The following is a 22,428-nucleotide window of genomic DNA, read 5'->3' as shown; positions in this document are numbered from 1 at the left end:
AACGGTTCCTGTCAGGGCGGCAATAAGTCCGCGTTTTTCAACGGGAAAGTTCCGTAATGTTCATCCTCCACCTCGCCCTGCAGGGATGTCTTCGCGCGCGGGAGGTGGAATATGGAGTGACGGCGGATACCGGCGGCCACATCCGCTACCTCCTCGATCTGGTCGCCGCGACTGGCCGGCATCCGGGCATCACGCGGACCGAAATCGTCACCAGAGCCTTTCGTGGCGGGCCGCTGGGCGAAGGCTATTGGCGCGAAAGCGAGATCATCGACGATACGACGCGCATCGTCCGCCTGCGCTCGGCCAGCGACGCCTATCTGCCGAAGGAAGCGCTGTGGACGGAGACCGACAGCTTCGTCGACGCACTGGTCGCGCATATCGCGGCGCTCGACCGCCGTCCCGACCTGATCCACGCCCATTATGCCGATGCCGGCGCGGTGGCGGCGGCGGTCAAGGCGCGGCTCGGCATTCCCTATATCTTCACCGCCCATTCGCTGGGCCGCGTCAAGCAGGTGGCGTTCGGCACCGACTGCGCCGAAACCGCCGGCCTCGAACGCCGCATCGCAATCGAGGATCATGCCATCGCCCATGCCGATGCGATCATCGCCTCCTCGCGCGACGAGGCGGAGGTGCAATATGCCGGCTATCCCAGCTACGATCCCGGCCGCATCCGCATCATCCCGCCGGGCAGCGACCTCGGGCTGTTCGCCGGCAATTGCACCGACGCGCTGGTCGATGCGCGGATCGACCGCTTCCTCGCCGATCCGTCGAAGCCCGTCATCCTCGCGCTGGCCCGCCCGGTCAGCAAGAAGAACCTGGCTGCCCTCGTCCATGCCTATGGCCGCTGCCCGGCGCTACAGACCGCCGCGAACCTCGTCATCGTGGCCGGCACGCGCGACGATCCGCGCAGCCTCGAACCCGAACTGGCCGGCAACATGGCCGAGCTGTTCGCGCTGATCGACCGCTACGACCTCTACGGATCGGTCGCGATTCCCAAGACCCACGCCCCGCACGAAGTCCCCGCCATCTACGCCCATGCGCGTGCCAAGCGCGGCATCTTCGTCAATCCCGCGCTCAACGAACCCTTCGGCCTGACCCTGCTGGAGGCGGCGGCATCGGGACTGCCGCTGGTCGCGACCGACAGCGGCGGGCCGAACGACATCATCGAAGGCTGCAACAACGGCATCCTCGTCGACCCGCGCGACCCGCATGCCATCGGGCAGGCGATGCTGAAGATCCTGTCCGACGATGCCCTATGGGACACCTATTCGCACGCCGGCGCGACGGCGGCCGAGCTGTACGACTGGGACGGCCATGTCGCGCGCTATGCCGAACTCGCGTCGGCGGTGATCTCGCCGCCGGCTCCGGCGATCGAGGCGCCGCGCCTGCTGCTGATCTCCGATATCGACAACACGCTGCTGGGCGAGACCGAGGCGGCGCAGGCGTTCAACCTGTGGCATGGCGACCAGCACGACATGCTGTTCGGCATCGCCACCGGGCGCAGCCTGCACAGCGCGCTGGCGATCCTCGCCCAGAACCAGGTCGCACCGCCCGCCGTCATGATCACCTCGGTCGGATCGGAAATCTACCACCGCATCCATGGCGGCGTGTACGCCCGCGACGATGCGTGGACCGCGATCATCGACGCCGGCTGGGATCGTGCCGCCATCGCCGCCCTGCTGGCCGAACAGGGCGAGCTGCGCCCGCAAAGCCCGCTCGAACAGCGCAGCCACAAATTGAGCTATTTCACCGGTGGCGAACCCGACATTGCCGAACGCGTCCGTGACCTGCTCGCCAGCGCTGGCTTTGCCGCATCGGTGATCCACAGCCATGGCCGCTATCTCGACATCCTGCCCCTGGCCGCGTCGAAGGGGACGGCGGTCGACTATGTCCGCCGCCGCGCGCAGATGCGACGCGATCAGGTGATCGTCGCGGGCGACAGCGGCAACGATGTCGAGATGCTGCGCGCCTGCGCCCATGCGATCATCGTCGGCAATTATTCCGACGGCCTGGCGCAGCGTCCCGACCTCGCCCACAGCTATGTCGCCCGGCGCGGCTATGCGTTCGGCATCATGGAGGGGGTCGCTCATTTCCGCGGGCAACCGGCGCAGCGTCTGTCGGCGTGATCTCGGTCTGCACGCTGGTGCGCGGGCGGACCGCGCAACTGGCGAACCTGCTGTCCGGCATCGCCGCACAGACGCGCAAGCCCGACGAGCTGGTCATCGCCTATATGCAGCCGCAAGCGCCCGCCGGCCTGCCCGACCCCGGCGTACCGGTGCGCGAAGTCTTCGTACCCGGCGACCCGATGCCGCTCGCCGAAGCCCGCAACGCCGCCGCAGCAGCCGCGCGCGGCGAGCGGCTGATCTTCCTCGACGTCGATTGCGTGCCCTCGCCGACCTTGGTCGAACGCTACGAACAGGCATTGGACACCGCGCCCGGCGTCTATCTGGGCGAGGTCCGCTACCTGCCGCCCGGCGCATTCGATCCGGCACGCGGCGTCCGCCACCCGGCCAAGCCCGCGCTCGCCGACGACGACATCCGCCCCGTCCCCAGCCATGGCGAGCTATGGGGCCTGTCCTTCGCCCTGCCCCGTTCGGCATGGGACGCGGCGGGCGGCATGGACACCGGTTATGTCGGCTATGGCGGCGAGGAAACCGACTTTGCGTGGCGGTTGGAAGCGGCCGGTATCCCGATGGCATGGGTCGGCGGCGCGGTCGCCTATCACCAGCACCATGCCGTTCACATCCCTCCGCTGCACCAGTTCGACGCGATCCTGCGCAACGCCACCCGCTTCCGCGCACGCTGGGGGCGGTGGTGCATGGATTATTGGCTGGGCCAGTTCGCACAGGCTGGACTGATCCGCTGGAGCACCGACAGCGACGCAATCGACCGCCTGCGCGCGCCGACGCTGGCAGAAATCACCGCCAGCCGGCGCGAGGATGCGCTGTTCAGCTAGCTACCCTATCGTCACCCTTCCTTCTTCGTACCCCCGCGCAGGCGGGGGTCCAGGGTAACGAAGCGCGGCGCTTGCGGCTCTGGACCCCCGCCTGCGCGGGGGTACGGCCATGCTTGAACGAGCCGATAATTCTCCACCAAATCTGCACAACCCCTCCCTTCGCAGCCGACATCGCCCTGCGATACCCTCCGGCAGAGACCGCGAAAGGACCGCCCATGACCCGTTCGATCAACCCGCACCTGCTCGGCTGGAGCGCCGCCGCCGCGCTGCTCGCCGTGCCGTTCGTCGCCGGCGCGCCATGGACGCCCGCCGACTATGTCTTCGCGGCCGTCATGCTCGGCGTAGCAGGCGGCGCGATCGAATTGGGCCAGCGCGCGTCGACCGGCCTTGCCTATCGTGCAGGCACGCTGGTCGCGGTCGCCGCCGCGTTCCTGCTGGTGTGGATCAACGCGGCGGTCGGGTTCTTCGGCAGCGAGGATAACGACGTCAACGCGGTCTTCGGCCTCGTCCTGCTGGTCGCGGTCGGCGGTACGCTCCTCGCCCGCCTCCGCCCCCGTGGTGTCGCCCGTGCCATGGTCGCCGCCGCCGCGACGCAGCTCGCCATCGGGCTGACCGGCCTCGCCGCCGGCTGGGCGACACCCGGCCCGGTCGGCGTTCGCACGACTCTGTGCGGCACAGCCTTCTTCTGCGTGCTATGGCTCGCCAGCGCCGCGCTGTTCGCCCGTGCCGCGCGTCAGTCAGCCCAGAGCCGCACCGCCAGCCCCTCAATATAATCCGCCGCCCGCGCCGCCGCTTGCGCGTCGTACAGCGAAGCCAAAGCCGCCGGGTCGAGCGCCTTCGCCTGATCCAGCAACCCGCGCCACGGCGCCAAAGACCCCGGCCACTGGTGCAGCGCCACCGCCGCGCCGACTTCCGCCAGCCGGTCGGCCTTGCGCGTCTGCTCGGCAAAATACCGCCATTCGGGCGCGCAGATATAGGGCCGCCCGACCCGCGCGATCTCATGCACCGTATTGTCGCCCGCGGATGCGATCACGACATCGGCGGCGGCAATGTGGTCGGTCACACCGTCGACCCAGCCCTTCTCGACCAGATTGCCGAAATCGGTCTCATGCCCCTCGCGGAGCACCGGTCCGACCACCAGCCACAGCGCGTCCGGCACCGCCCGCGCCGCCATGGTGAGGGGCGCATAGGGCGTCCCCGCCCCGCCGCCGCCGGTCAGCACCAGCACGACCTCGCGCTCCGGATCGATCCCCAGCCGCGCCCGCGCCTCCGCCTTGGTCGGCACCGTATCGGTGGTGGTGCATAGCCCGCCGGTATAACAGGTCTTGGCCCGGCCCCAGTCGGGGAAGTCGTCCTGCTCTATCCTCTCGTCGAACGGCGCCAGCAGCCCGACACACGCCTGATACGCGCCCAGATGCCCCGGATCGGTGCGGTCGCCATGCATGCGGATCTTGATCGCCGGCACGCTGGCGATCCGCGCCATCAGCGCGATCTCCGCCGATACATCGACCACGAACAAGGCCGGGGCGGCATCGTCGAGATGGTCGAGGATCGTGCGCATCGTCCGCCGCGTGGCGTCCACGCCCAGCGGTACGCAATGCAGCACTTCCGGCGTCGGCTGATCGAACAGCGCGGCCGTCGGCACCGGCGCGCCGATCATGTTGGGCAGTTGCACCAGATCGACCGGCCGGTCGAACCCGTCGAACAATTCGGGCCGCGCACACAGGATCGTCACGCGGCGGTCGGCGGGCAGCTCGCGGATGATCGCCATCGCCCGGTTGGCGTGGCCACGCCCCTGATGATGGATGAAGAAGGTGATCGGCCGCGTCGTCATATGTCCCCCGGAGAAACCCGTCTGGCTGCACGAACGCCGGGAACCCTTGCCGGCTCCCTGCGTAGCCCCGACAAGCGAAAATTATTTCGGGATCACAATGATTTCCGATGATTCGCATGGGAATATGAACTGCATGTCGACCTGGACGACCCCGCGTGCCGGCCTCTCCATCCTGCGCCGCGGCGATACCCCGATCCGCGCCATCCAGGTCTATGGACAGCGTTGTTCGGGGACCAACGTCCTGATCCGATCGATCGAGGCCAATCTCGGCCGCGCCGCCTTTACCGAAAGCTACGGCTTCAAACACTGGTTCGTGCCCGAACAGGTGCTCTTCCCGCGCGACGTGATGGTGCTGGCGGTCGCGCGCGAGTCCGTAGACTGGGTGCGCAGCCTGCATCGCCAGCCCTGGCACGCCCATCCGGAGTTGAAGGCGCTCGGCTTCTCCGACTTCATCCGCGCGCCGTGGCACAGCTATTGGGACAAAGAGTTCTGGGGGGTAGAGGACGACCATCCGGTGCTGGGGCGCGAGATGCTGCACGAACGCTGCCCCGATACCGGCGAACGCTTCGCCAACCCGCTCGCCAAGCGTACGGCGAAGCTGCGCCACTGGAGCGGCCTGCACGACCGCGCGCACCATGTCGCGCTGCTCAGCCATGAAGCGTTCGTCGCCGACCCCGCCGGCGTGATCGCCGACCTGTCCGCCGCCACCGGCCTGCCCATGGCCGACCCGTTCGTGTCGCAGGACAGCTACAAGGGGCAGGGCAAGCGCCCCTTCACTCCCACCGCCTATGCCGACATTTCCGACACCGACCGCGCGCATATCCATGCCTGGCTCGACCCGGAGGTGGAGGCGCGGTTCGGCTTCACCATCCCGGTGCCGCAGGCGGAAGCGGCGGAATAGGGGTTCGCGCGGAGGCGCGGAGACGCGGAGGCGTTGCGTTCCAGGCGAATGCCGCGCGATCGGGAGACGCTTGTTCCCGTTGCAACGGGAAAGAGACCGCTGGCGCGGGAGAGGGTTGCTACAGGCGCAACCCCTCCGCGTCTCCGCGCCTCCGCGCGGACCCCTATCTTTCTTTTACCTTCGCCCGCCGAACCAACCCGGCCAACGCGACCGTCAGCACCCCGGCAACCGCAGCCCAGATCGCCAGCCCCTGCCACGGCGTGTACCCGAACCACTCGTCCGCCACCGTCCGCAGATAGCCGGGATCGAACCGCTCGCGGAACACCGCCACCGCCAGCGCGCGCGGTTCGCCCCCCGGCGCGGTGATCTCGGCACTGGCGATCGCCATGTTGAGTACGACCGACCCGGCCAGCAGCACCGCGACAGCGGTTCGCGACCAGCGCGTCGCCTGCGCCCAGAACGCGCCGATACCGATGCACAGGAACCCGACCGCTGGCAGCGCGTGGCGCGGCCCCGTCGCGTTGCCGCCGTCCCAGTAATAATAGCTGGCGTTGATCAGGAACGGCACCACCGCCCCTGCGACCGCCAACCAGCCGATCGCCCGCGTCGCCGGATCGCGCACCAGCATCGCGATGCCGAACGGCGCGACGATCAGGATCGGCGCGACCCACAATATCCCCCGCCGCTCGCCGAAGGTCAGTTCGTACAGGACATAGGGCTTAGGATAGGTCAGCCCGAAAAACCCCTCCTGCATGCCGGCAAAGTCGGTGACCCCCGAATAGCCGAGCCGAAACACCGTCCCGAACGCGATCAGGTTATAGCCGACCAGCACCACCAGCGCGCTCGCCCCGACCGCCAGCGCGACGACAACGGTCCGCACCGCCTCCCCGCGCGGCAGCGACCGCAGCCGCCACAAGGCATAGCCCGCAACCGGCAGCCCGGCGATCAGCGCGGAATGTTCGATCAGCACCGCCCAGCCGAGCGCAAGGCCCGCGACCACTGCATGAAACCACGACCGCCCCGGCCCGGTCCCGCGCCACACCGCCCAGCTCGCAATCACCAGCAGCGCGGCGACCGGCGCATGGCCGAAGATCGTCGTCGACCATCCCCAGACCGTCGTGCCCAGCCCATAGGACAAAGCCGCGACCGCCCCCGCCTCGACATCGCGGGTAACCCTGCGCACCAGATCGTAGAGCAGCATCGCCGCCAGCGCGCTCAAGACCGCGCAGATGGTGATCGCCACCAGCCGGATGCGAATTTTGAGGAAACGGTTGAACTCGCGATTCTCGAACCCCGGCACGAAATCGCTGGCGCGCTGGCCCGACACGGCATTCGCGACCATGACGGCGGGGATGCCCAGCACGGTGATGCCGGGCGCCTTGTCCGAATAATAATGATCGCCGAAATGCGCCTTGTCGATCGTCAGCGCGGCATATTCGTCGATGGTGGCGTCGCCCTCCTCGACCAGCGACAGCGTGGCGAACATGCGGACGGCGTTGTTGGGGTTGAACTCCCACGACCCGAACCACGCGCAGGAAAACCACACGAGGATCAGGATCACCCACGCGACCGGGTCGCGACGCAGCGGCGGGGAGGTCGGCATGCGTCGCTCCCCGTCGCGCAGGTCAGAAGATCCGGTTGAGCAGCAGGTACAGAGACCCCGACAGCAGCACCGACACCGGCAGCGTCAGCACCCATGCCATCAACAGGTTGCGCACCGTCGACATCTGCAACCCCGACCGGTTCGCCGCCATCGTGCCGGCGACGCCCGACGACAGGACATGCGTCGTCGACACCGGCAGGCCGAGGCTGTCGGCACCGAAGATCGTGCCCATCGCCACCAGTTCGGCCGACGCACCCTGCGCATAGGTCAGGTGGGTCTTGCCGATCTTTTCGCCCACCGTGACCACGATCCGCTTCCACCCGACCATGGTGCCCAGACCCAGGGCGAAGGCGACCGCGACCTTGACCCATAGCGGGATGAAGCGCGTGCCGGCGTCCAGCGACCCGCGATATTCGGTCAGCACCTTCTTGTCGCCTTCGGTCAGCGACAGCGTCGGCTCCTTGGCCAGCCTCTTCACCGCTTCCGACGTCAGGTACATGTCGTTGCGCATATTGCCGCTGACGGCGGCCGGCACCTTGGCCAGCGTGCCATATTCGCGGACCTGCTGCTCGATCGCGCCGACCATCGTGGTCACGGCGGGCACGGTTTCGGCGGTCAGCTTGCGGTCGGTGATGTAGCGCTGCGCCTGCGACCGCGCGGTCGCGTCGTCGGGCAGCGCGCCATCGCCCTGCGGCGTCAGCACGCGCACCGCGGCGGCGCTGTTGGTCGCGAACTGCGCCTCATATTGTGCCGGCACCGCGCGGTTCAGCGCATAGGCGGTGGGCACCGTGCCGATCAGGATCAGCATGATCAGGCCCATGCCCTTCTGCCCGTCGTTCGACCCGTGGGCGAAGCTGACGCCGGTGCAGGTGAAGATCAGCAGCGCGCGAATCCACAGCGGCGGTGGCGTGTCGCCGACCGGCGCCTCGTACAGCTTGCGGTTGCGGATCAGCGTCTTCATGGCGAGGAACAGCAGCGCGGCGACGCCGAAGCCGATCATCGGCGACACCAGCAGCGCCTTGCCGATCTCGGTCGCCTTGTCCCAGTCCACCCCGGCTGACCCGTTGCGCCCCTGCAGGATCGCATTGGCGACGCCGACGCCGATGATCGACCCGATCAGCGTGTGCGACGACGACGACGGAATGCCCAGCGCCCAGGTGGCGAGGTTCCACACGATCGCCGCGATCAGCAGCGCGAACACCATTGCGAATCCGGACGACGACCCCACTTGCAGGATCAGCTCGATCGGCAGCAGCGAGATGATGCCGAACGCGACCGCGCCGGTCGACATCAGCACGCCCAGGAAGTTGAACACTCCCGACCACACCACCGCGACATGGGCGGGCATCGAATTGGTGTAGATCACGGTCGCGACCGCATTGGCGGTGTCGTGGAAACCGTTCACGAATTCGAAGCCCAGCGCGATGATCAGCGCGAGCACCAGCAGCGCGAAGGGCATCAGCGTCAGCGGATCGACGCTGGCCGCCGCCGCATCGTGATAGACGTTGTAGACGACATAGCCGAGAGCGGCGACGATCGCCGTGGCGAATCCAAACGTACCGGCGCGGCCGAAGCCGTCGTCCAGTTTCGGGCCGGGGCGTCCATCCCGCTCCAGCGCTGCGCTCGTCATCGAAATTCCCCTGCCGAATGAACGTGTCGCCCTATCGGCGAAGTGTGACAGCTCTTCGGGAGCGTCGCACGCCCAACGCGTCGGCATCGCGGTTCGGCGATGCGCCCCATAGCGAACCGAATGCGCTTTGGCGATATGATGCGCGAAATCCCCGATTTGCGCCGATGGCGTTGCCTTGCCGCCACATGCCATGCGGCGAATCGGCACCGCTTCGCGCTTGACGACTCACCCGGCAGGGGTGCCATGCGGCGCCATGGATCAGCGCGAACCTCCCCCGTCCTCCGCCCATCGCCGCCGCATCGCGCTGGATGAGCGCACCTGCCGGATGATCTGCCCGATCGCCTCGGCGATGGTCGGCGTCTGCCTGACCGGCATCGGGCTGCTGCACGTCACCATCACCATGCGCGCGCGCCAGACGATCGCCGACGACCTGCTCTCGGTCGACGCGCTTCTCTTCCTGATCGCGACGCTCAGCTCCTATTTCGCGCTCAGGGTGCAGGGCACCAGGCGGCTGCACTGGCTGGAGCGGATCGCCGATGCGACCTTCATCCTCGCGATGCTGCTGCTGACGGCGGCATGCTTCATCATCACCTACGCGTTGAACCGGTAGGCGCACGCCCCATGCGTCACCCCCGCGAAGGCGGGGGTCCATATACGCCGACGCTAGCGATTCCTTCTCGGCCGTTGGCGGTTATGGGTTCCCGCCTTCGCGGGAATGACGAAAAGCCCCCAAACATTACCGATTGTTCAGCGCCCGCTGAACCGCCGGCAACCCGCCATTCGCTACGCCCTTCCCCATGAAGGGGAATCGAACGATGCGCGGATGGGCGGGAATCGCGGCGCTGGCGCTGGCCATGCCCGCCGCGGCCAACACGCCGGCCCAGCTGCCCGCCGGCCTGTGGCTCAGCCCGCACAACAATGTCGCGGTCCGCACCGGTCCGTGCGGCGCGCATCTGTGCGGCTGGGTGGTGTGGGCCAGCCCGTCCGCGCGCGCCGATGCGAAGGATGGCGGCGTCGACCGGCTGCTCGGCACCGAATTGCTCGAGGATTACGCCGCCGATGGCAGCGGAGCGTGGACCGGCACGGTGTTCGTGCCCGACATGGGCCGCCGCTTCGCCTCGCGCATCGACCTGCCCCGCCCCGATACGCTCCGGATTCGCGGCTGTATGTGGGGCGGCATGCTCTGCCGGACCCAGAGCTGGTCGCGGATCGAACAGGTGCCGCATGGCTGAGCTGCGCCGCCTGCTCGATCGCTATCGCACGCCGATCGGCGTCCTGGTCGTCCTTGCCCTCATCGCGCTGGGCTTCGCCGCGCTCCAGCATCTGACGCAGGAGATCCGCTTCGCCGATGTCCGCGCCGCGCTGCACGACCTGTCGGTGACCAAGATCGTCCTCGCCCTGCTCGCGACCGCCGGAAGCTATCTGGCGCTGACCTTCTACGACCTGCTGGCGTTGCATACCATCGCCCGCCCGCTCCCCTGGCGCACCGCCGCACTCGCCTCGTTCACCAGCTATACGCTCAGCCACAATCTTGGCCTCGCGCTGCTGACCGGCGGGTCGGCGCGCTACCGCATCTACAGCGCCGCCGGGCTGGACGGCCCCGACGTCGCGCGCGTCGTCGCCATCGCCAGCGGCACCTTCTGGGCCGGAGTCGTCAGCGTCACCGGAGTCGCGCTGCTGCTGCACCCGGGCGCGCTCGACCTTGCCGGCCTGAAACTGTCGGCAACGCAAGTCCAGGCCGCCGGCTGGAGCATCGCCGTGTTGACGATCGCGCTGCTCGGCGCCTGCGCGGTCGTGCGCGCGCCGATCCGCCTGTTCGGCTTTACCCTGCCCCTGCCAAGCCCCGGTCTGCTCCTCCTCCAGATCGCCATCGCGCTGGTCGACATCGCCTGCGCCAGTGCCGCGCTGTTCGTCCTGATCCCCGGCGCCGCGCCCGCTTTGCTGCCCGCCTTCATCCTCGCCTATACGCTCGGCATCGTCGCCGCCGTCGTCACCCATGTCCCGGGCGGCATCGGCGTGTTCGAAGCGGTCGTGCTGGCGGTGGTCCCGGTCGACCGCGCCACCCTGTTCGCCGCGCTGATCGCCTATCGCGTGCTCTATTACCTCCTGCCGCTCGGCTTCGGCGTCTTCGTCCTGGCGTGGCACGAAGGTGCGCGCCAGCGCCGCCGCTCCAGCCGCTTCCTCTCGGGCGTCCGCGCCGTCGCCACCGGAGTCGCTCCGCTGGCGCTGAGCGTCGCGACCTTCATGGCCGGTGCGATGCTGCTGCTGTCCGGCTCGCTCCCCTCGGTTCGCGCCCGCATGGGCGACCTCGCCGCCATCCTGCCGCTGCCGATGATCGAGTTCAGTTCGATCGCTGCCAGCCTGACCGGCACCGCGCTGCTCCTGCTCGCCCCCGCCCTCTATCGTCGCCTCGACGGCGCGTTCCTCGCCACCCGCACGCTGCTGATCGCCGCCGCGCTGTTTTCGATTCTCAAGGGGCTGGATTATGAGGAGGCGACCGCCTGCCTCACCGTCGCCGCGTTGCTGCAATGGACCCGCAGCGCCTTCTACCGCCGCACGGCCCTCACCGGGCAACCGGTCGGTCCCGGCTGGGTCGCGTCGGTCGCCGCCGTGATCGCACTGACGATCTGGGCGGGCTTCTTCGCCTATCGCCATGTCGATTATTCCGAAAATCTGTGGTGGAAGTTTGCGCTGCACAGCGATGCGCCGCGTTTCCTGCGCGCGACGCTGGGCGTCATCGTCATGCTCGCCGGTGCCTGTGTCTGGCGGCTGATGTCGCCGACCGCGACGGCGGCCCGCAGCGCGCTGTCGGAGGTCGATTCGGTGACCGTGCGTCGCATCCTCGCCAGCGCGAACCGGACCGACACGATGCTGGCGCTGACCGGCGACAAGCGCTTCCTGCTGTCGGACGCCGGCGACGCCTTCGTCATGTACCAGGTCCACGGTGCCAGCTGGGTGGTGATGGGCGATCCGGTCGGCCCGCGCGAGGCATGGGGCGAGCTGCTGTGGAATCTCCGCGACCTCGCCGACCGCGACCAGGGGCGGCTGCTGCTCTATCAGATTTCGTCGCCGGTGCTCGATATCGCGATCGGCATGGGGCTGAGCATCGTCAAATATGGCGAGGATGCCGTAGTCGATCTGACCAGCTTCACCCTCGACACCCCCCGCCTGCGCGCGCTGCGCAAGTCGGAACGCGCGGTCGCGCGCAAGGGCGCGCGGATGCACATCGTCGCCGCCAGCGAACTCGGCCCGATCATGGACGAACTCGAATCGGTCTCCGACGAATGGCTCCAGGCCAAGGCACAGCGGGAAAAGGGCTTCAGCCTCGGCCATTTCGACCGCGCCTATCTGTCGTTCTTCGACATGGCGGTGGTGACGATCGACGACCGCATCGTCGCCTTCGCCAATCTGTGGCTGACCGAAAACCGCAAGGAGGCGTCGGTCGACCTGATGCGCCACCGGTCGGACACCCCGCCCGGCACGATGGACTATCTGCTCGTCAACCTGATGCTCTGGGCGCAGCAACACGGCTATGCCCGCTTCTCGCTCGGCATGGCGCCGCTGTCGGGGATCGAGGATCGCCGGCTCGCTCCGGCATGGGCCAAGGCGGCGGCGTTCATCTTCCGCCATGGCGAGCGCTTCTACGGTTTCCGGGGCCTGCGCACCTACAAGGAGAAGTTCGCGCCGGGATGGGAGCCGCGCTACATCGCCGGGCCCGGCGGTGTCGGCCTGTTGCGGGGCCTGCGCGACCTGTCCCGCCTGATCTCGCGGCCCCAGCCCGCGCTCTACCTGCCCCCCGCTCCCGCCGCCGACACCCTCGCGCCCGAACCGAAAGTATCCCAGCCATGAACCGCCTCGACCGTCGTCGTCGCCTGCGCCGCCGCTTCGGCATCGGCGCGCTCCTTGCCGGGCTGCTGGTGCTGCTCGGTCTCGCTGCCCCAGCGCTCCATCTGATCGACAGCCAGTCGCTGCGCCTGTTCGACGGGGGCCGAAAGCATCCGGCGGTCGCCGCCGTCTATATCTCGGGCGACATGGGGCTGCGCTTCGGTCTGGGCAGCGAGGTCGTGCCCGCGCTCGCCGCGCACGGCATCCCGGTGGTCGGGGTCAGCTCCCCGGTCAATTTCGGCACGCGCAAGACCCGTGAACAGGTCGATGCGATCGTCGCGAACGCGATCCGCACCGCGCTGGCACGGACCGGGGCGCAGCGGGTGATCCTGATGGGTCAGTCGTTCGGCGCCGACATGGTATCGGCCACCGCCCCCGACCTGCCCGCCGACCTGCGCGCGAAAGTCGCGGCGATCAGCGTCGTTGTGCCTGCCGAAACCGTCTATTTCCGCTCCGACCCCACCGGCATCCTCTATCACGGCACGCCCGATGCCCGTCCCTCCGCGGCGATGCGTACGCTCGACTGGGCACCGGTCATCTGCATCTATGGCCGCGAGGAATCGGACAGCCTGTGCCCGACGCTCCGCGGCAGCCCTGCGCAGGTCGTCGGCCTGCCTGGCGGGCATTTCCTGCACCATGACGACCAGCTGGTGATCGCCACCATCCTTGCCACGCTGCGCATGGCCGATCCGCGCATCTTTGCCTGAATTTTTGTGCGCCGCACCCAAGCCCGCCTTGATCCGGACAAATCGTCCACTTAATACAGGGTCTGCCGCGACGGGCGGCCGGACAGGGCGGACCCAGGCGACCGATGAGCGACCAACAGCACGACAATCAGCCGGCGGACGAAGCGACCGAGGCGAAGCGCGGCAACGGCCGGGCCAAATGGATCCTGATCGCGCTGGTCGTGGTCGCGGCGGTGGTCGGCGGCTGGTGGTACATCGACTATCAGAACAACGGCAAATTCTTCGAAGAGACCAATGACGCCACCGTGCAGGCCGACATGGTGACGATCGCGCCCAAGGTTTCGGGCTATGTCGAAGAAGTGCTGGTCCGCGACAATCAGGACGTGACCGCCGGCCAGCCGCTGGTCCGCATCGACCCGCGCGACACCCGTGCGCGGGCGGCGCAGGCCGAGGCGCAGATCGCCGTCGCCGGCGCGCAGGCCGATACCGCCCGCGCGCAGATCACCGAACAATATGCCGCGATCGATCAGGCCCGCGCCCAGCTGGCCGCCGCGCGCAGCAAGGCCGCCTATGACGCCGGCGAAGTCGCGCGCTACCGCCCGCTCGCCGCTTCGGGCGCCGAAACCCGCCAGACCCTGGCCCAGCTCGAAGTCACCGCGCGCCAGTCGGCCGACAATGTCCGCGCCGCCGAAGCCGCCGTCGCCGCGCAGCAGCGCCGCGTCGCCTCGCTGCAAAGCCAGGTCGCGCAGGGCCGCGCGCAGGGACAGGCCGCCCGCGCGCAGCTCGCCGCCGCCAGCGTCGATGTCGGCGCGACGCAGCTGACCGCACCGATCGCCGGCCGCATCGGCGACAAGACCGTGACCATCGGCCAGTTCGTGCAGGCCGGCACCCGGCTGATGTCGGTCGTGCCGCTCGACCGGCTCTATATCACCGCGAATTTCAAGGAAACGCAGCTCGCGCTGATGCGCCCGGGCCAGCCGGTCGAGATCGACGTGGATGCGCTCGACGGCGTCCACATCAAGGGCCGGGTCGAAAGCATTGCGCCGGGCACCGGCGCGCAATTCTCGCTGCTGCCGCCGCAGAACGCGACCGGCAACTTCACCAAGATCACGCAGCGCGTGCCGGTGCGCGTCTCGATCGAGGCGACACCGGAGGCCCGCCGCCTGCTGGTTCCCGGTCTATCGGTCACGGTCACCGTCGACACCCGCAGCGCACGCGACGAGCTGAAGCAACTGCGCGAGCAGGCGGGCCGCTGAGATGGCCAGCGCGGCCGTGACCGCCGCCCCGCCACAGCGGGCCGATCTTGCGGCATGGCTGGCGGTGATCGCGGGCAATCTCGGCGCGCTGATGGCGACGCTCGACATCTCGATCGTCAATTCGGCGCTGCCGACCATCCAGGGCGAGATCGGCGCCAGCGGGACCGAGGGGACGTGGATCGCTACCGCCTATCTCGTCGCCGAAATCGTCATCATCCCCATGGCCGGCTGGTTGCAGCGGATGCTGGGGATGCGGACCTTCCTGCTGATCGCCGCCGGACTGTTCACTATCTTCTCGGTCATCTGCGGCATCGCCACGACATTGCCGATGATGATTGTCGGTCGCGTCGGACAGGGGTTCACCGGCGGGGCGATGATCCCGACCGCGCAGACGATCATCGCCCAGCGCCTGCCGCCGCACCAGCAGCCGGTCGGCATCGCCGTGTTCGGCGTGACCGCGATCCTGGGGCCGGTGCTGGGGCCGCTGGTCGGCGGCTGGCTGACCGAGAATATCAGCTGGCACTATGCCTTCTTCCTGAACGTGCCGATCTGCGCGATCCTCGTCACGCTGCTGCTGGTCGGGCTGCCGCATGAAAAGGCGAAGCTGCACCTGTTCCGCGAGGCGGACTGGCTGGGCATCGCCGGCCTCGCGCTGGGACTGGGCGGCCTCACCGTGTTCCTCGAGGACGGGCAGCGCGAACAATGGTTCGATTCCGAACTCATCCGCTGGATGGCGTTCACCAGCGCGGTCGGCTTCGTCCTGCTGTTCTGGGGACAGGCGACCGCGCGGCGCCCGATCATCAAGCTCAAGCTGCTGCTCGACCGGCAATTCGGCGCGGTCGCCCTGATGGGCATCGTGCTAGGCGTCGTCCTCTACGGCACCAGCTATGCCATCCCGCAGTTCCTCGCCGCGCTGGCGAACTATAATGCGTTGCAGGCGGGCAAGGTCGTGCTGCTGTCGGGCATCCCCAGCCTGATCCTGATGACGATGGTCCCGATCCTGCTGAAGCGGATCGACATCCGCATCGCGGTGTCGATGGGGCTGCTGATCATGGGCACCGCCGCGCTGCTCGACGCCAGCCTCACCGCGCAATCCTCCGGCCCGGACTTCACCGCGTCGCAGCTGCTGCGCGGCGTCGGCCAGATCCTGTGCATGCTGTTCCTCAGCCAGGCCTGCGTCCGCTCGGTCCCGCCCGAGGATGCGGGCGATGCGTCGGGCCTGTTCAACGCCTTCCGCAATTTGGGCGGCAGCTTCTCGCTCGCCGGCATCTCGATCCTGCAGGACCAGCGGATGTATTTCCATTCGCGCCGGATGGAGGAGACGCTGAACGCCAACAGCCCCGAGGTGCAGACCTATGTCGCGCAGCTCGGCCACGCGGTCGGCGATCCGGCGGTGGGACTTCGGCTGCTCGCGCAACAGATTTCGGCCGAGGCGCTGACCATGACGTACAACGACATCTTCTGGATCATGGGCATGGGCACCTTCTGCGTCCTGCCCCTCGTCCTGTTCCTCCGCCCCCTGCCCAAGGGCGCCAAACCGGCGACGGTGCATTGATGACGACGCGACCCCTTTCCCTGATCGCCCTGCTGCTGCTCGGCGCCTGCACCGTCGGCCCGAACTATGCCGGCCCGCCCGCGACCGCAGGCGACGCGGTACGGCGTGGATCGTTCGCCCGTGCGACCGACCCCGCCTTCACCGCCGCCCCCGGCCTCGCGCGCTGGTGGGAGGGGCTGAACGACCCGCTGCTCACCCGCCTGGTCGACGACGCGCTGGCACACAGCCCGAGCATCGACCTTGCCCTTGCCCGCGTGCGCGAGGCGCAGGCCCAGCTGACGCAGCAGCGCACCGCGCAACTGCCCAGCGTCAGCGCCAATGCGACCGTGCTCGGCGCGCGCCTGCCCCCGATCGAGCCGGGCAGCGGCAGCACCGATGTCCAGTTCTACAATGTCGGCGCCAATGCCAGTTGGGAACTCGACCTGTTCGGCGGCGGCCGGCGTCGCACCGAACAGGCCCGCGCGACCGAGGACGCCCGGTTCGCCGATCTGGCCGACGTACAGGTATCGCTGTCGGCCGCCGTCGCGCAGGCCTATGTGGCCTTGCGCGACGTTCAGGCCCGCATCGGCTTGAGCGACGCGACCACCCGCCTGCAACAACAGCAGCTGACCCTCACCCGCCAGCGCCTCGCCGCCGGCACCGCGTCGCAACTGTCGGTCGAACGGCTCCAGACCCAGCTGGACAATACGCGGGCGCAGGCGATCCCGCTCGCCGCCCAGCGCGACGAATATTGCAACCAGCTGGCGGTGCTGACCGGCCGCACGCCGGGCGCGCTCGACGCGACCCTCGGCCCCGTCGCGCTCGTGCCGCTGCCCCCGGCACAGGTCGCGGTCGGCGACCCGGCCGCGCTGATCGCGCGGCGGCCCGACGTCCGCGCCGCCGAACGCCAGCTTGCCGCCGGCACCGCCGGGATCGGCGTGGCCAGGGCACGCGAGCTGCCCGGGATCCGTTTCCTCGGCCTGCTGGGGTTGGGCGGCACCTCGCCCGGCGATATCTTCGACCTCGGCAACATCGCCGCGATCGCCGCGCCCTCGCTCAGCTGGTCGTTCCTCGATTTCGGCAAGGCCCGCGCCGCCACCCGCGTCAGCGAGGCGCAGCGTGATCAGGCGGACGCGGCCTATCGCAAGACCGTGCTCGACGCGCTGCAGGATGCGGAGACCGCCTTGTCGCGCTATGGCAACAGCCGCCGGCAGCTGGGCCAGCTGGTACAGGCGGAGACGACTGCAAGGCGCGCCACCGCGCTCAACCGCCAGCGCGTGGCGGCGGGCACGACGACGCTGATCGACCAGCTCGACGTCGAACGCCAGCAGCTGTCGGCGACCGCCGCGGTGACGCAGGCCCGCGCCCAGCTGACCCAATATTATATCGCGGTGAACAAGGCGCTGGGCCTTGGCTGGACCGATCCGGTCAGCGCGGACGCAGGCCGTTCAGCAACAGCCGCAACGCCGCCGCCAGCTGCAGGCTGACCTCACCCTCGGTCATATAGGGCTGGACGAGGCTGCTGGCCATCCGGATCGTGAACAGCAGGTCGCGCGGGGTGATGTCGATCGCCACCTCGCCGCGCTGCTGTGCGGCGGCCAGCGCGGGGGCGAGGATCCGCTCCATCCGCAGCCGCAGCTCCTGAAAACGGGAGATGTTGGCGCGGTCGAGGTGCAGTTCGGCCGCGATCCGGGCCTTCAGCGCCAGCGCGTCGGCGCCGTTGCGGACCATCGCCTCGATCGTCTGCGCGATCGGCAGCGACGGGTCGAGCGCTTCCTCCAGCCGGTCGGCCTCACGCGAAAAGATCGCCAGCGCCAGCGCGGCCCGGTCGGGGAAATTGCGGTACAGCGTCGCCCGCCCGACCCCCGCGGCCGCCGCGATGGTTTCCAGCGGCACGCCATAGCCATGGGTCGTGAAGCTGTGGGCAGCAGCAGCGATCAGCGCATCGCGCCGCCGGGCGGCATCGCGACGCGGCGCGCGCGTCGGCCGGGGATCGGCATCGTCGGTCATCGCCCCGTCCTAACCGGAAAAGGGGCAAAGGTCATCGGGCATCCCTGTCGTAGCAGCGCGTGTCGGGACCGATCGACCTTTGACGAATTGCCCTCGTCCATCGTCACCCCGGGCTTGACCCGGGGTCCCGCTTCTTTCCCGCGCCAGAAGAAGAAGCGGGACCCCGGATCAAGTCCGGGGTGACGAAAACTCGTTCAGCCGGTGCCACCCCCCTTTACCGACAAGCATACCCCCCTCGTCACTCCCGCGAAGGCGGGAGTCCATAAACGCTACCTGCGCGGTTCCTGCCGAAACGTCGGCGTGTATGGATTCCCGCCTTCGCGGGAATGACTAGGGAGTTGCCCCCGAAACTGGCGTCCCCGCGCCCAACCGACTACACGCCCCCCCATGACCAACGCCGCCGCCCCCGCCGCGCCCGCGACCGCCCGCGCCGAACTGGGTTCGACGCTGCGCCTCGCCGCGCCGCTGGTCGGCGCGAACCTGTTGCAGATGGCGGTCTATGCCGTCGACGTGGTGTTCGTCGCGCGACTGGGCGAGGTCGAACTCGCCGCCGCGACGCTGGGCGTCTATGTCTATGGCGTCATTCTGTTCGCCATGTCGGGGCTGGTCGGTGCCGCCGCGCCGATCATTGCCGCCGAACTGGGCCAGCGGCGCCATGCGGTGCGCGAGGTCCGCCGCTCCTTCCGCATGGCGGCATGGATCGCGGTGCTGGGCAGCATCCCCTTCATGGCGCTGATGGCGCATGGCGAATCGCTGCTGCTCTTCGCCGGACAGGATGCGCGGGTCGCGGCGCGGACCGATGCGTTCCTCGACATATTGCTCTGGGCGATGATCCCGGCGCTGGCGGGCACCGTCATGCGCATCACCGCTTCGGCGCTGGGCCGGCCCGGCTGGGCGATGGCGATCACCGCCATGGGGCTGGGCGTGTCGATCTTCGCCAACTGGCTGCTGGTGTTCGGCAATCTCGGCGTTCCGGCGCTGGGGCTGGAGGGGTCGGCGATCGCCAGCCTGTCGACCGCGATCGCGATGATGCTTGCCTATGCCGCCGTCCTCGTGGTCGACCGGCGGCTGCGGCGCTTTCGCCTGTTCGGCAACTGGTGGCGCGGCGAAGGGTCGCGCCTGCGCCAGATCGTCGTGCTGGGCGTGCCGATCGCCGCGACGATGACGTTCGAAGGCGCGCTGTTCTCCGCCGCCGGCTTCCTGATGGGGCGGATCGGCGTGACCGAGATCGCGGCCCACGCCATCGCGCTGCAGATCGCGGCCTTCCTGTTCCAGGTGCCCTTCGGCATCGCGCAGGCGGCGACGATCCGGGTCGGCATGGCCTATGGCGCGGGCGACCGGCTGTGGATGGCGCGCGCGGGCTGGTCGGCGCTGGCGGTCGGCACCGGCTTCATGGGGTTCACCGCGCTGCTGCTCTGGCTGTTCCCGCGCGCCTTCCTGTCGGTCTATGTCGATGTCGACGCGCCGGCCAATGCGGCGATGATCGCACTGGCGCTGCAATATCTGGCGATCGCCGCCATCTTCCAGCTGGCCGACGGGGCGCAGGCGGTGGCGGCCGGCGTGCTGCGCGGGGTGCAGGATACGCGGGTGCCGATGGTGATCGCGCTGATCGGCTATTGGGCGGTCGGCTTCTCGGTATCGGTGGCGCTCGGCTTCTGGACGCCGCTCGCCGGGGTCGGCGTGTGGATCGGCCTCGCCTTCGGGCTGCTGGCGGTCGCGCTGCTGCTGGTCGATCGCTGGCGGCGGCGGGAGAAACTCGGCCTGGTGCGCTCCGTCTGACGCACGGCACACATCAGCATCAAATTTGTTCCCGCGCCGCTTGACGGCACCTGAACGGCTCCACATATCCGGGGCGCTGGCACTCCCCACGGGCGAGTGCCAAGACATGTTCAGTTATCGCAAAAGGGAATCGCGCATGAACTTCCGTCCGCTGCACGACCGCGTGCTCGTCCGCCGCGTCGAAGCCGAAGAGAAGACGCTCGGCGGGATCATCATCCCCGATACGGCCAAGGAAAAGCCGCAGGAAGGCGAAGTCGTCGCCGCCGGCGCCGGTGCCAAGAACGACAAGGGCGAAGTCGCTCCGCTCGACGTCAAGGCCGGCGACCGCATCCTGTTCGGCAAGTGGTCGGGCACCGAGGTCAAGGTCAATGGCGAAGACCTGCTCATCATGAAGGAAAGCGACATTCTCGGCATCGTTGGCTGAGAATAAGTTTCCTTTCGCTACTTATATCGTGGCGTGAACCCTCATTTCGCGCCACCTTCGCAAACTTCCAGAATTTGAAAGGGTAGCCACCATGGCAGCCAAGGACGTAAAATTCGGTCGTGACGCCCGCGAACGCATCCTGCGCGGCGTCGACATCCTCGCCGACGCGGTGAAGGTCACGCTGGGGCCGAAGGGCCGCAACGTCGTCATCGACAAGTCGTTCGGCGCGCCCCGCATCACCAAGGACGGTGTGTCGGTCGCCAAGGAAATCGAACTGAAGGACAAGTTCGAGAACATGGGCGCGCAGATGGTGCGCGAAGTGGCCTCGAAGACAAACGACATCGCGGGCGACGGCACCACCACCGCCACCGTGCTGGCGCAGGCGATTGTCCGCGAAGGCATGAAGTCGGTTGCCGCCGGCATGAACCCGATGGACCTGAAGCGCGGCATCGATATCGCCGTGACCAAGGTGGTCGAGGACGTGAAGTCGCGCTCGAAGCCAGTGTCGGGTTCGTCGGAAGTCGCGCAGGTCGGCATCATCTCGGCCAATGGCGACCGTGAAGTCGGCGAAAAGATCGCCGAAGCCATGGAAAAGGTCGGCAAGGAAGGCGTCATCACGGTCGAGGAGGCCAAGGGTCTCGAATTCGAGCTGGACGTCGTCGAAGGCATGCAGTTCGACCGCGGCTATCTGTCGCCCTATTTCATCACCAACCCGGAAAAGATGCAGGTCGAACTCAACGACCCGTACATCCTGATCCACGAGAAGAAGCTGTCGTCGCTGCAGGCGATGCTGCCGATCCTCGAAGCGGTGGTGCAGTCGGGCCGTCCGCTGCTCATCATCGCCGAGGATATCGAAGGCGAAGCGCTGGCGACCCTCGTCGTCAACAAGCTGCGCGGCGGCCTGAAGGTCGCAGCGGTCAAGGCGCCCGGCTTCGGCGATCGTCGCAAGGCGATGCTCGAAGACATCGCGATCCTGACCAAGGGCGAAGTCATCAGCGAAGACCTCGGCATCAAGCTCGAGACCGTCACGCTCGGCATGCTCGGCACCGCCAAGCGCGTCACGATCGACAAGGACAACACCACCATCGTCGATGGTGCCGGTGAAGCCGACGCGATCAAGGGCCGCACGGACGCGATCCGTCAGCAGATCGAAGTCACCTCGTCGGACTATGACCGTGAGAAGCTGCAGGAGCGTCTGGCGAAGCTCGCCGGTGGCGTCGCAGTCATCAAGGTCGGCGGTGCGACCGAGGTCGAGGTGAAGGAGCGCAAGGACCGCGTCGACGACGCGCTGCACGCGACCCGCGCAGCCGTCGAAGAAGGCATCGTCCCCGGCGGCGGCACCGCGCTGCTGTACGCGACCAAGGCCCTCGAAGGCGTGACCGGCGTGAACGACGACCAGACGCGCGGCGTCGACATCGTCCGCAAGTCGCTGACCGCGCTGGTGCGTCAGATCGCGCAGAATGCCGGCCATGACGGCGCCGTCGTCTCGGGCAAGCTGCTCGACCAGAACGACACCTCGTTCGGCTTCAACGCCTCGACCGACCAGTATGAGAACCTGGTTGCCGCCGGCGTGATCGACCCGACCAAGGTCGTCCGCACCGCGCTGCAGAACGCGGCCTCGGTCGCCGGCCTGCTCATCACCACCGAAGCCACCGTTTCGGAACTGCCGGAAGACAAGGCTCCGTCGATGCCTGCCGGCGGCGGCATGGGCGGCATGGGCGGCATGGACTTCTGATCGAATGTGGCCTGCGCGAGCGATGGCTCGCGCAGGACTCACATCGATCCGGCCGGCGGGTGCCTGTCACCCGACCGACGCGCGGCGGCTTTGCCGTCGCGGGATCCAAACCCCAACAGAAAAAGGTCGGAAGGGACACCCCCTTCCGGCCTTTTTTACGTCACCCATATCCACATTAACACCCCCGAAACCTCC

General features: G+C 68.3%; 18 protein-coding genes. 14 read left to right on the top strand and 4 right to left on the bottom strand.

Annotated elements, in window-relative coordinates; translation table 11 throughout:
* Nucleotides 1–116 precede the first annotated feature (116 nt).
* The 3 genes from CA237_RS07755 to CA237_RS07745 all read left to right on the top strand — a co-directional run bounded on the left by CA237_RS07755 (nt 117) and on the right by CA237_RS07745 (nt 3,729).
* A complete protein-coding gene (locus CA237_RS07755) occupies nt 117–2,126 on the top strand; it encodes an HAD-IIB family hydrolase (RefSeq protein ID WP_241215447.1) in 2,010 nt (669 codons plus the stop codon).
* Complete coding sequence (locus tag CA237_RS07750) at nt 2,123–2,956, top strand: galactosyltransferase-related protein (RefSeq protein ID WP_206432958.1); 834 nt, start codon at nt 2,123–2,125, stop codon at nt 2,954–2,956. Before CA237_RS07755 ends, CA237_RS07750 begins: the two co-directional genes overlap by 4 nt.
* Before the next feature lie 215 nt (nt 2,957–3,171).
* Nucleotides 3,172–3,729 carry a hypothetical protein gene (locus CA237_RS07745; protein ID WP_206432957.1) on the top strand — a complete coding sequence of 186 codons (558 nt, stop codon included), beginning with the start codon at nt 3,172–3,174 and terminating at the stop codon, nt 3,727–3,729.
* Here CA237_RS07745 and CA237_RS07740 read toward each other — a convergent pair.
* The gene (locus CA237_RS07740; protein WP_126013611.1) at nt 3,690–4,790 is read right to left on the bottom strand and encodes a glycosyltransferase; all 1,101 of its coding nucleotides are present in this window, start codon (nt 4,788–4,790) and stop codon (nt 3,690–3,692) included. The two genes, CA237_RS07745 and CA237_RS07740, sit on opposite strands and share 40 nt — an antisense overlap.
* Nucleotides 4,791–4,923: 133 nt before the next feature.
* Between CA237_RS07740 and CA237_RS07735 the strand changes: the two genes are divergently transcribed.
* Nucleotides 4,924–5,691, top strand: a complete 768-nt coding sequence (locus CA237_RS07735; protein WP_126013608.1) for a hypothetical protein — start codon at nt 4,924–4,926, stop codon at nt 5,689–5,691.
* A gap of 163 nt (nt 5,692–5,854) precedes the next feature.
* On the opposite strand, the gene CA237_RS07730 is transcribed toward CA237_RS07735, so the two are convergent.
* Nucleotides 5,855–7,294 (bottom strand): glycosyltransferase family 39 protein, encoded by a 1,440-nt coding sequence (locus CA237_RS07730; RefSeq protein ID WP_066692025.1) that lies wholly within the window; start codon nt 7,292–7,294, stop codon nt 5,855–5,857.
* A gap of 22 nt (nt 7,295–7,316) precedes the next feature.
* Nucleotides 7,317–8,924, bottom strand: coding sequence for an inorganic phosphate transporter (locus CA237_RS07725; protein WP_084401686.1), 1,608 nt, complete (start codon nt 8,922–8,924; stop codon nt 7,317–7,319).
* Nucleotides 8,925–9,177: 253 nt separating this feature from the next.
* On the opposite strand from CA237_RS07725, the gene CA237_RS07720 reads away from it, so the two are divergent.
* The 7 genes from CA237_RS07720 to CA237_RS07690 all read left to right on the top strand — a co-directional run bounded on the left by CA237_RS07720 (nt 9,178) and on the right by CA237_RS07690 (nt 17,772).
* Nucleotides 9,178–9,534 carry a hypothetical protein gene (locus CA237_RS07720; RefSeq protein WP_066692027.1) on the top strand — a complete coding sequence of 119 codons (357 nt, stop codon included), beginning with the start codon at nt 9,178–9,180 and terminating at the stop codon, nt 9,532–9,534.
* 205 nt (nt 9,535–9,739) lie between these two features.
* Nucleotides 9,740–10,156 (top strand): DUF2147 domain-containing protein, encoded by a 417-nt coding sequence (locus CA237_RS07715; protein ID WP_066692770.1) that lies wholly within the window; start codon nt 9,740–9,742, stop codon nt 10,154–10,156.
* Nucleotides 10,149–12,773: a bifunctional lysylphosphatidylglycerol flippase/synthetase MprF gene (gene mprF / locus CA237_RS07710; protein ID WP_126013605.1), complete on the top strand. Its 2,625-nt coding sequence runs from the start codon at nt 10,149–10,151 to the stop codon at nt 12,771–12,773. The genes CA237_RS07715 and mprF overlap by 8 nt, the downstream gene beginning before the upstream one ends.
* Nucleotides 12,770–13,516, top strand: a complete 747-nt coding sequence (locus CA237_RS07705) for an AcvB/VirJ family lysyl-phosphatidylglycerol hydrolase (protein ID WP_126013602.1) — start codon at nt 12,770–12,772, stop codon at nt 13,514–13,516. Before mprF ends, CA237_RS07705 begins: the two co-directional genes overlap by 4 nt.
* A gap of 104 nt (nt 13,517–13,620) precedes the next feature.
* Entirely contained in the window at nt 13,621–14,751 is a 1,131-nt protein-coding gene (locus CA237_RS07700; protein WP_066692030.1) for an HlyD family secretion protein, read from the top strand.
* Between the two features lies 1 nt (nt 14,752).
* Entirely contained in the window at nt 14,753–16,306 is a 1,554-nt protein-coding gene (locus CA237_RS07695) for an MDR family MFS transporter (RefSeq protein ID WP_066692032.1), read from the top strand.
* A complete protein-coding gene (locus tag CA237_RS07690) occupies nt 16,306–17,772 on the top strand; it encodes an efflux transporter outer membrane subunit (RefSeq protein ID WP_126013599.1) in 1,467 nt (488 codons plus the stop codon). Before CA237_RS07695 ends, CA237_RS07690 begins: the two co-directional genes overlap by 1 nt.
* On the opposite strand, the gene CA237_RS07685 is transcribed toward CA237_RS07690, so the two are convergent.
* Nucleotides 17,714–18,295, bottom strand: coding sequence for a helix-turn-helix domain-containing protein (locus CA237_RS07685; protein ID WP_066692041.1), 582 nt, complete (start codon nt 18,293–18,295; stop codon nt 17,714–17,716). The genes CA237_RS07690 and CA237_RS07685 overlap by 59 nt on opposite strands.
* A gap of 387 nt (nt 18,296–18,682) precedes the next feature.
* Here CA237_RS07685 and CA237_RS07680 point away from each other — a divergent pair, with 387 nt between their 5' ends.
* From CA237_RS07680 to groL, 3 genes are all read left to right on the top strand, one after another.
* A complete protein-coding gene (locus CA237_RS07680) occupies nt 18,683–20,074 on the top strand; it encodes an MATE family efflux transporter (RefSeq protein WP_066692043.1) in 1,392 nt (463 codons plus the stop codon).
* A gap of 136 nt (nt 20,075–20,210) precedes the next feature.
* Nucleotides 20,211–20,498, top strand: a complete 288-nt coding sequence (groES, locus tag CA237_RS07675; protein WP_066692772.1) for a co-chaperone GroES — start codon at nt 20,211–20,213, stop codon at nt 20,496–20,498.
* A gap of 91 nt (nt 20,499–20,589) precedes the next feature.
* On the top strand, nt 20,590–22,233 hold the full coding sequence (groL, locus tag CA237_RS07670; protein WP_066692045.1) for a chaperonin GroEL: 1,644 nt from the start codon (nt 20,590–20,592) through the stop codon (nt 22,231–22,233).
* Nucleotides 22,234–22,428 lie beyond the last annotated feature (195 nt).

Origin of the sequence: Sphingomonas sp. ABOLH (assembly GCF_003951715.1) — a bacterium.
GTDB classification, from domain to species: Bacteria; Pseudomonadota; Alphaproteobacteria; order Sphingomonadales; family Sphingomonadaceae; genus Sphingomonas; species Sphingomonas hankookensis_A.
This window is presented reverse-complemented; position numbering and strand designations above follow the sequence as displayed.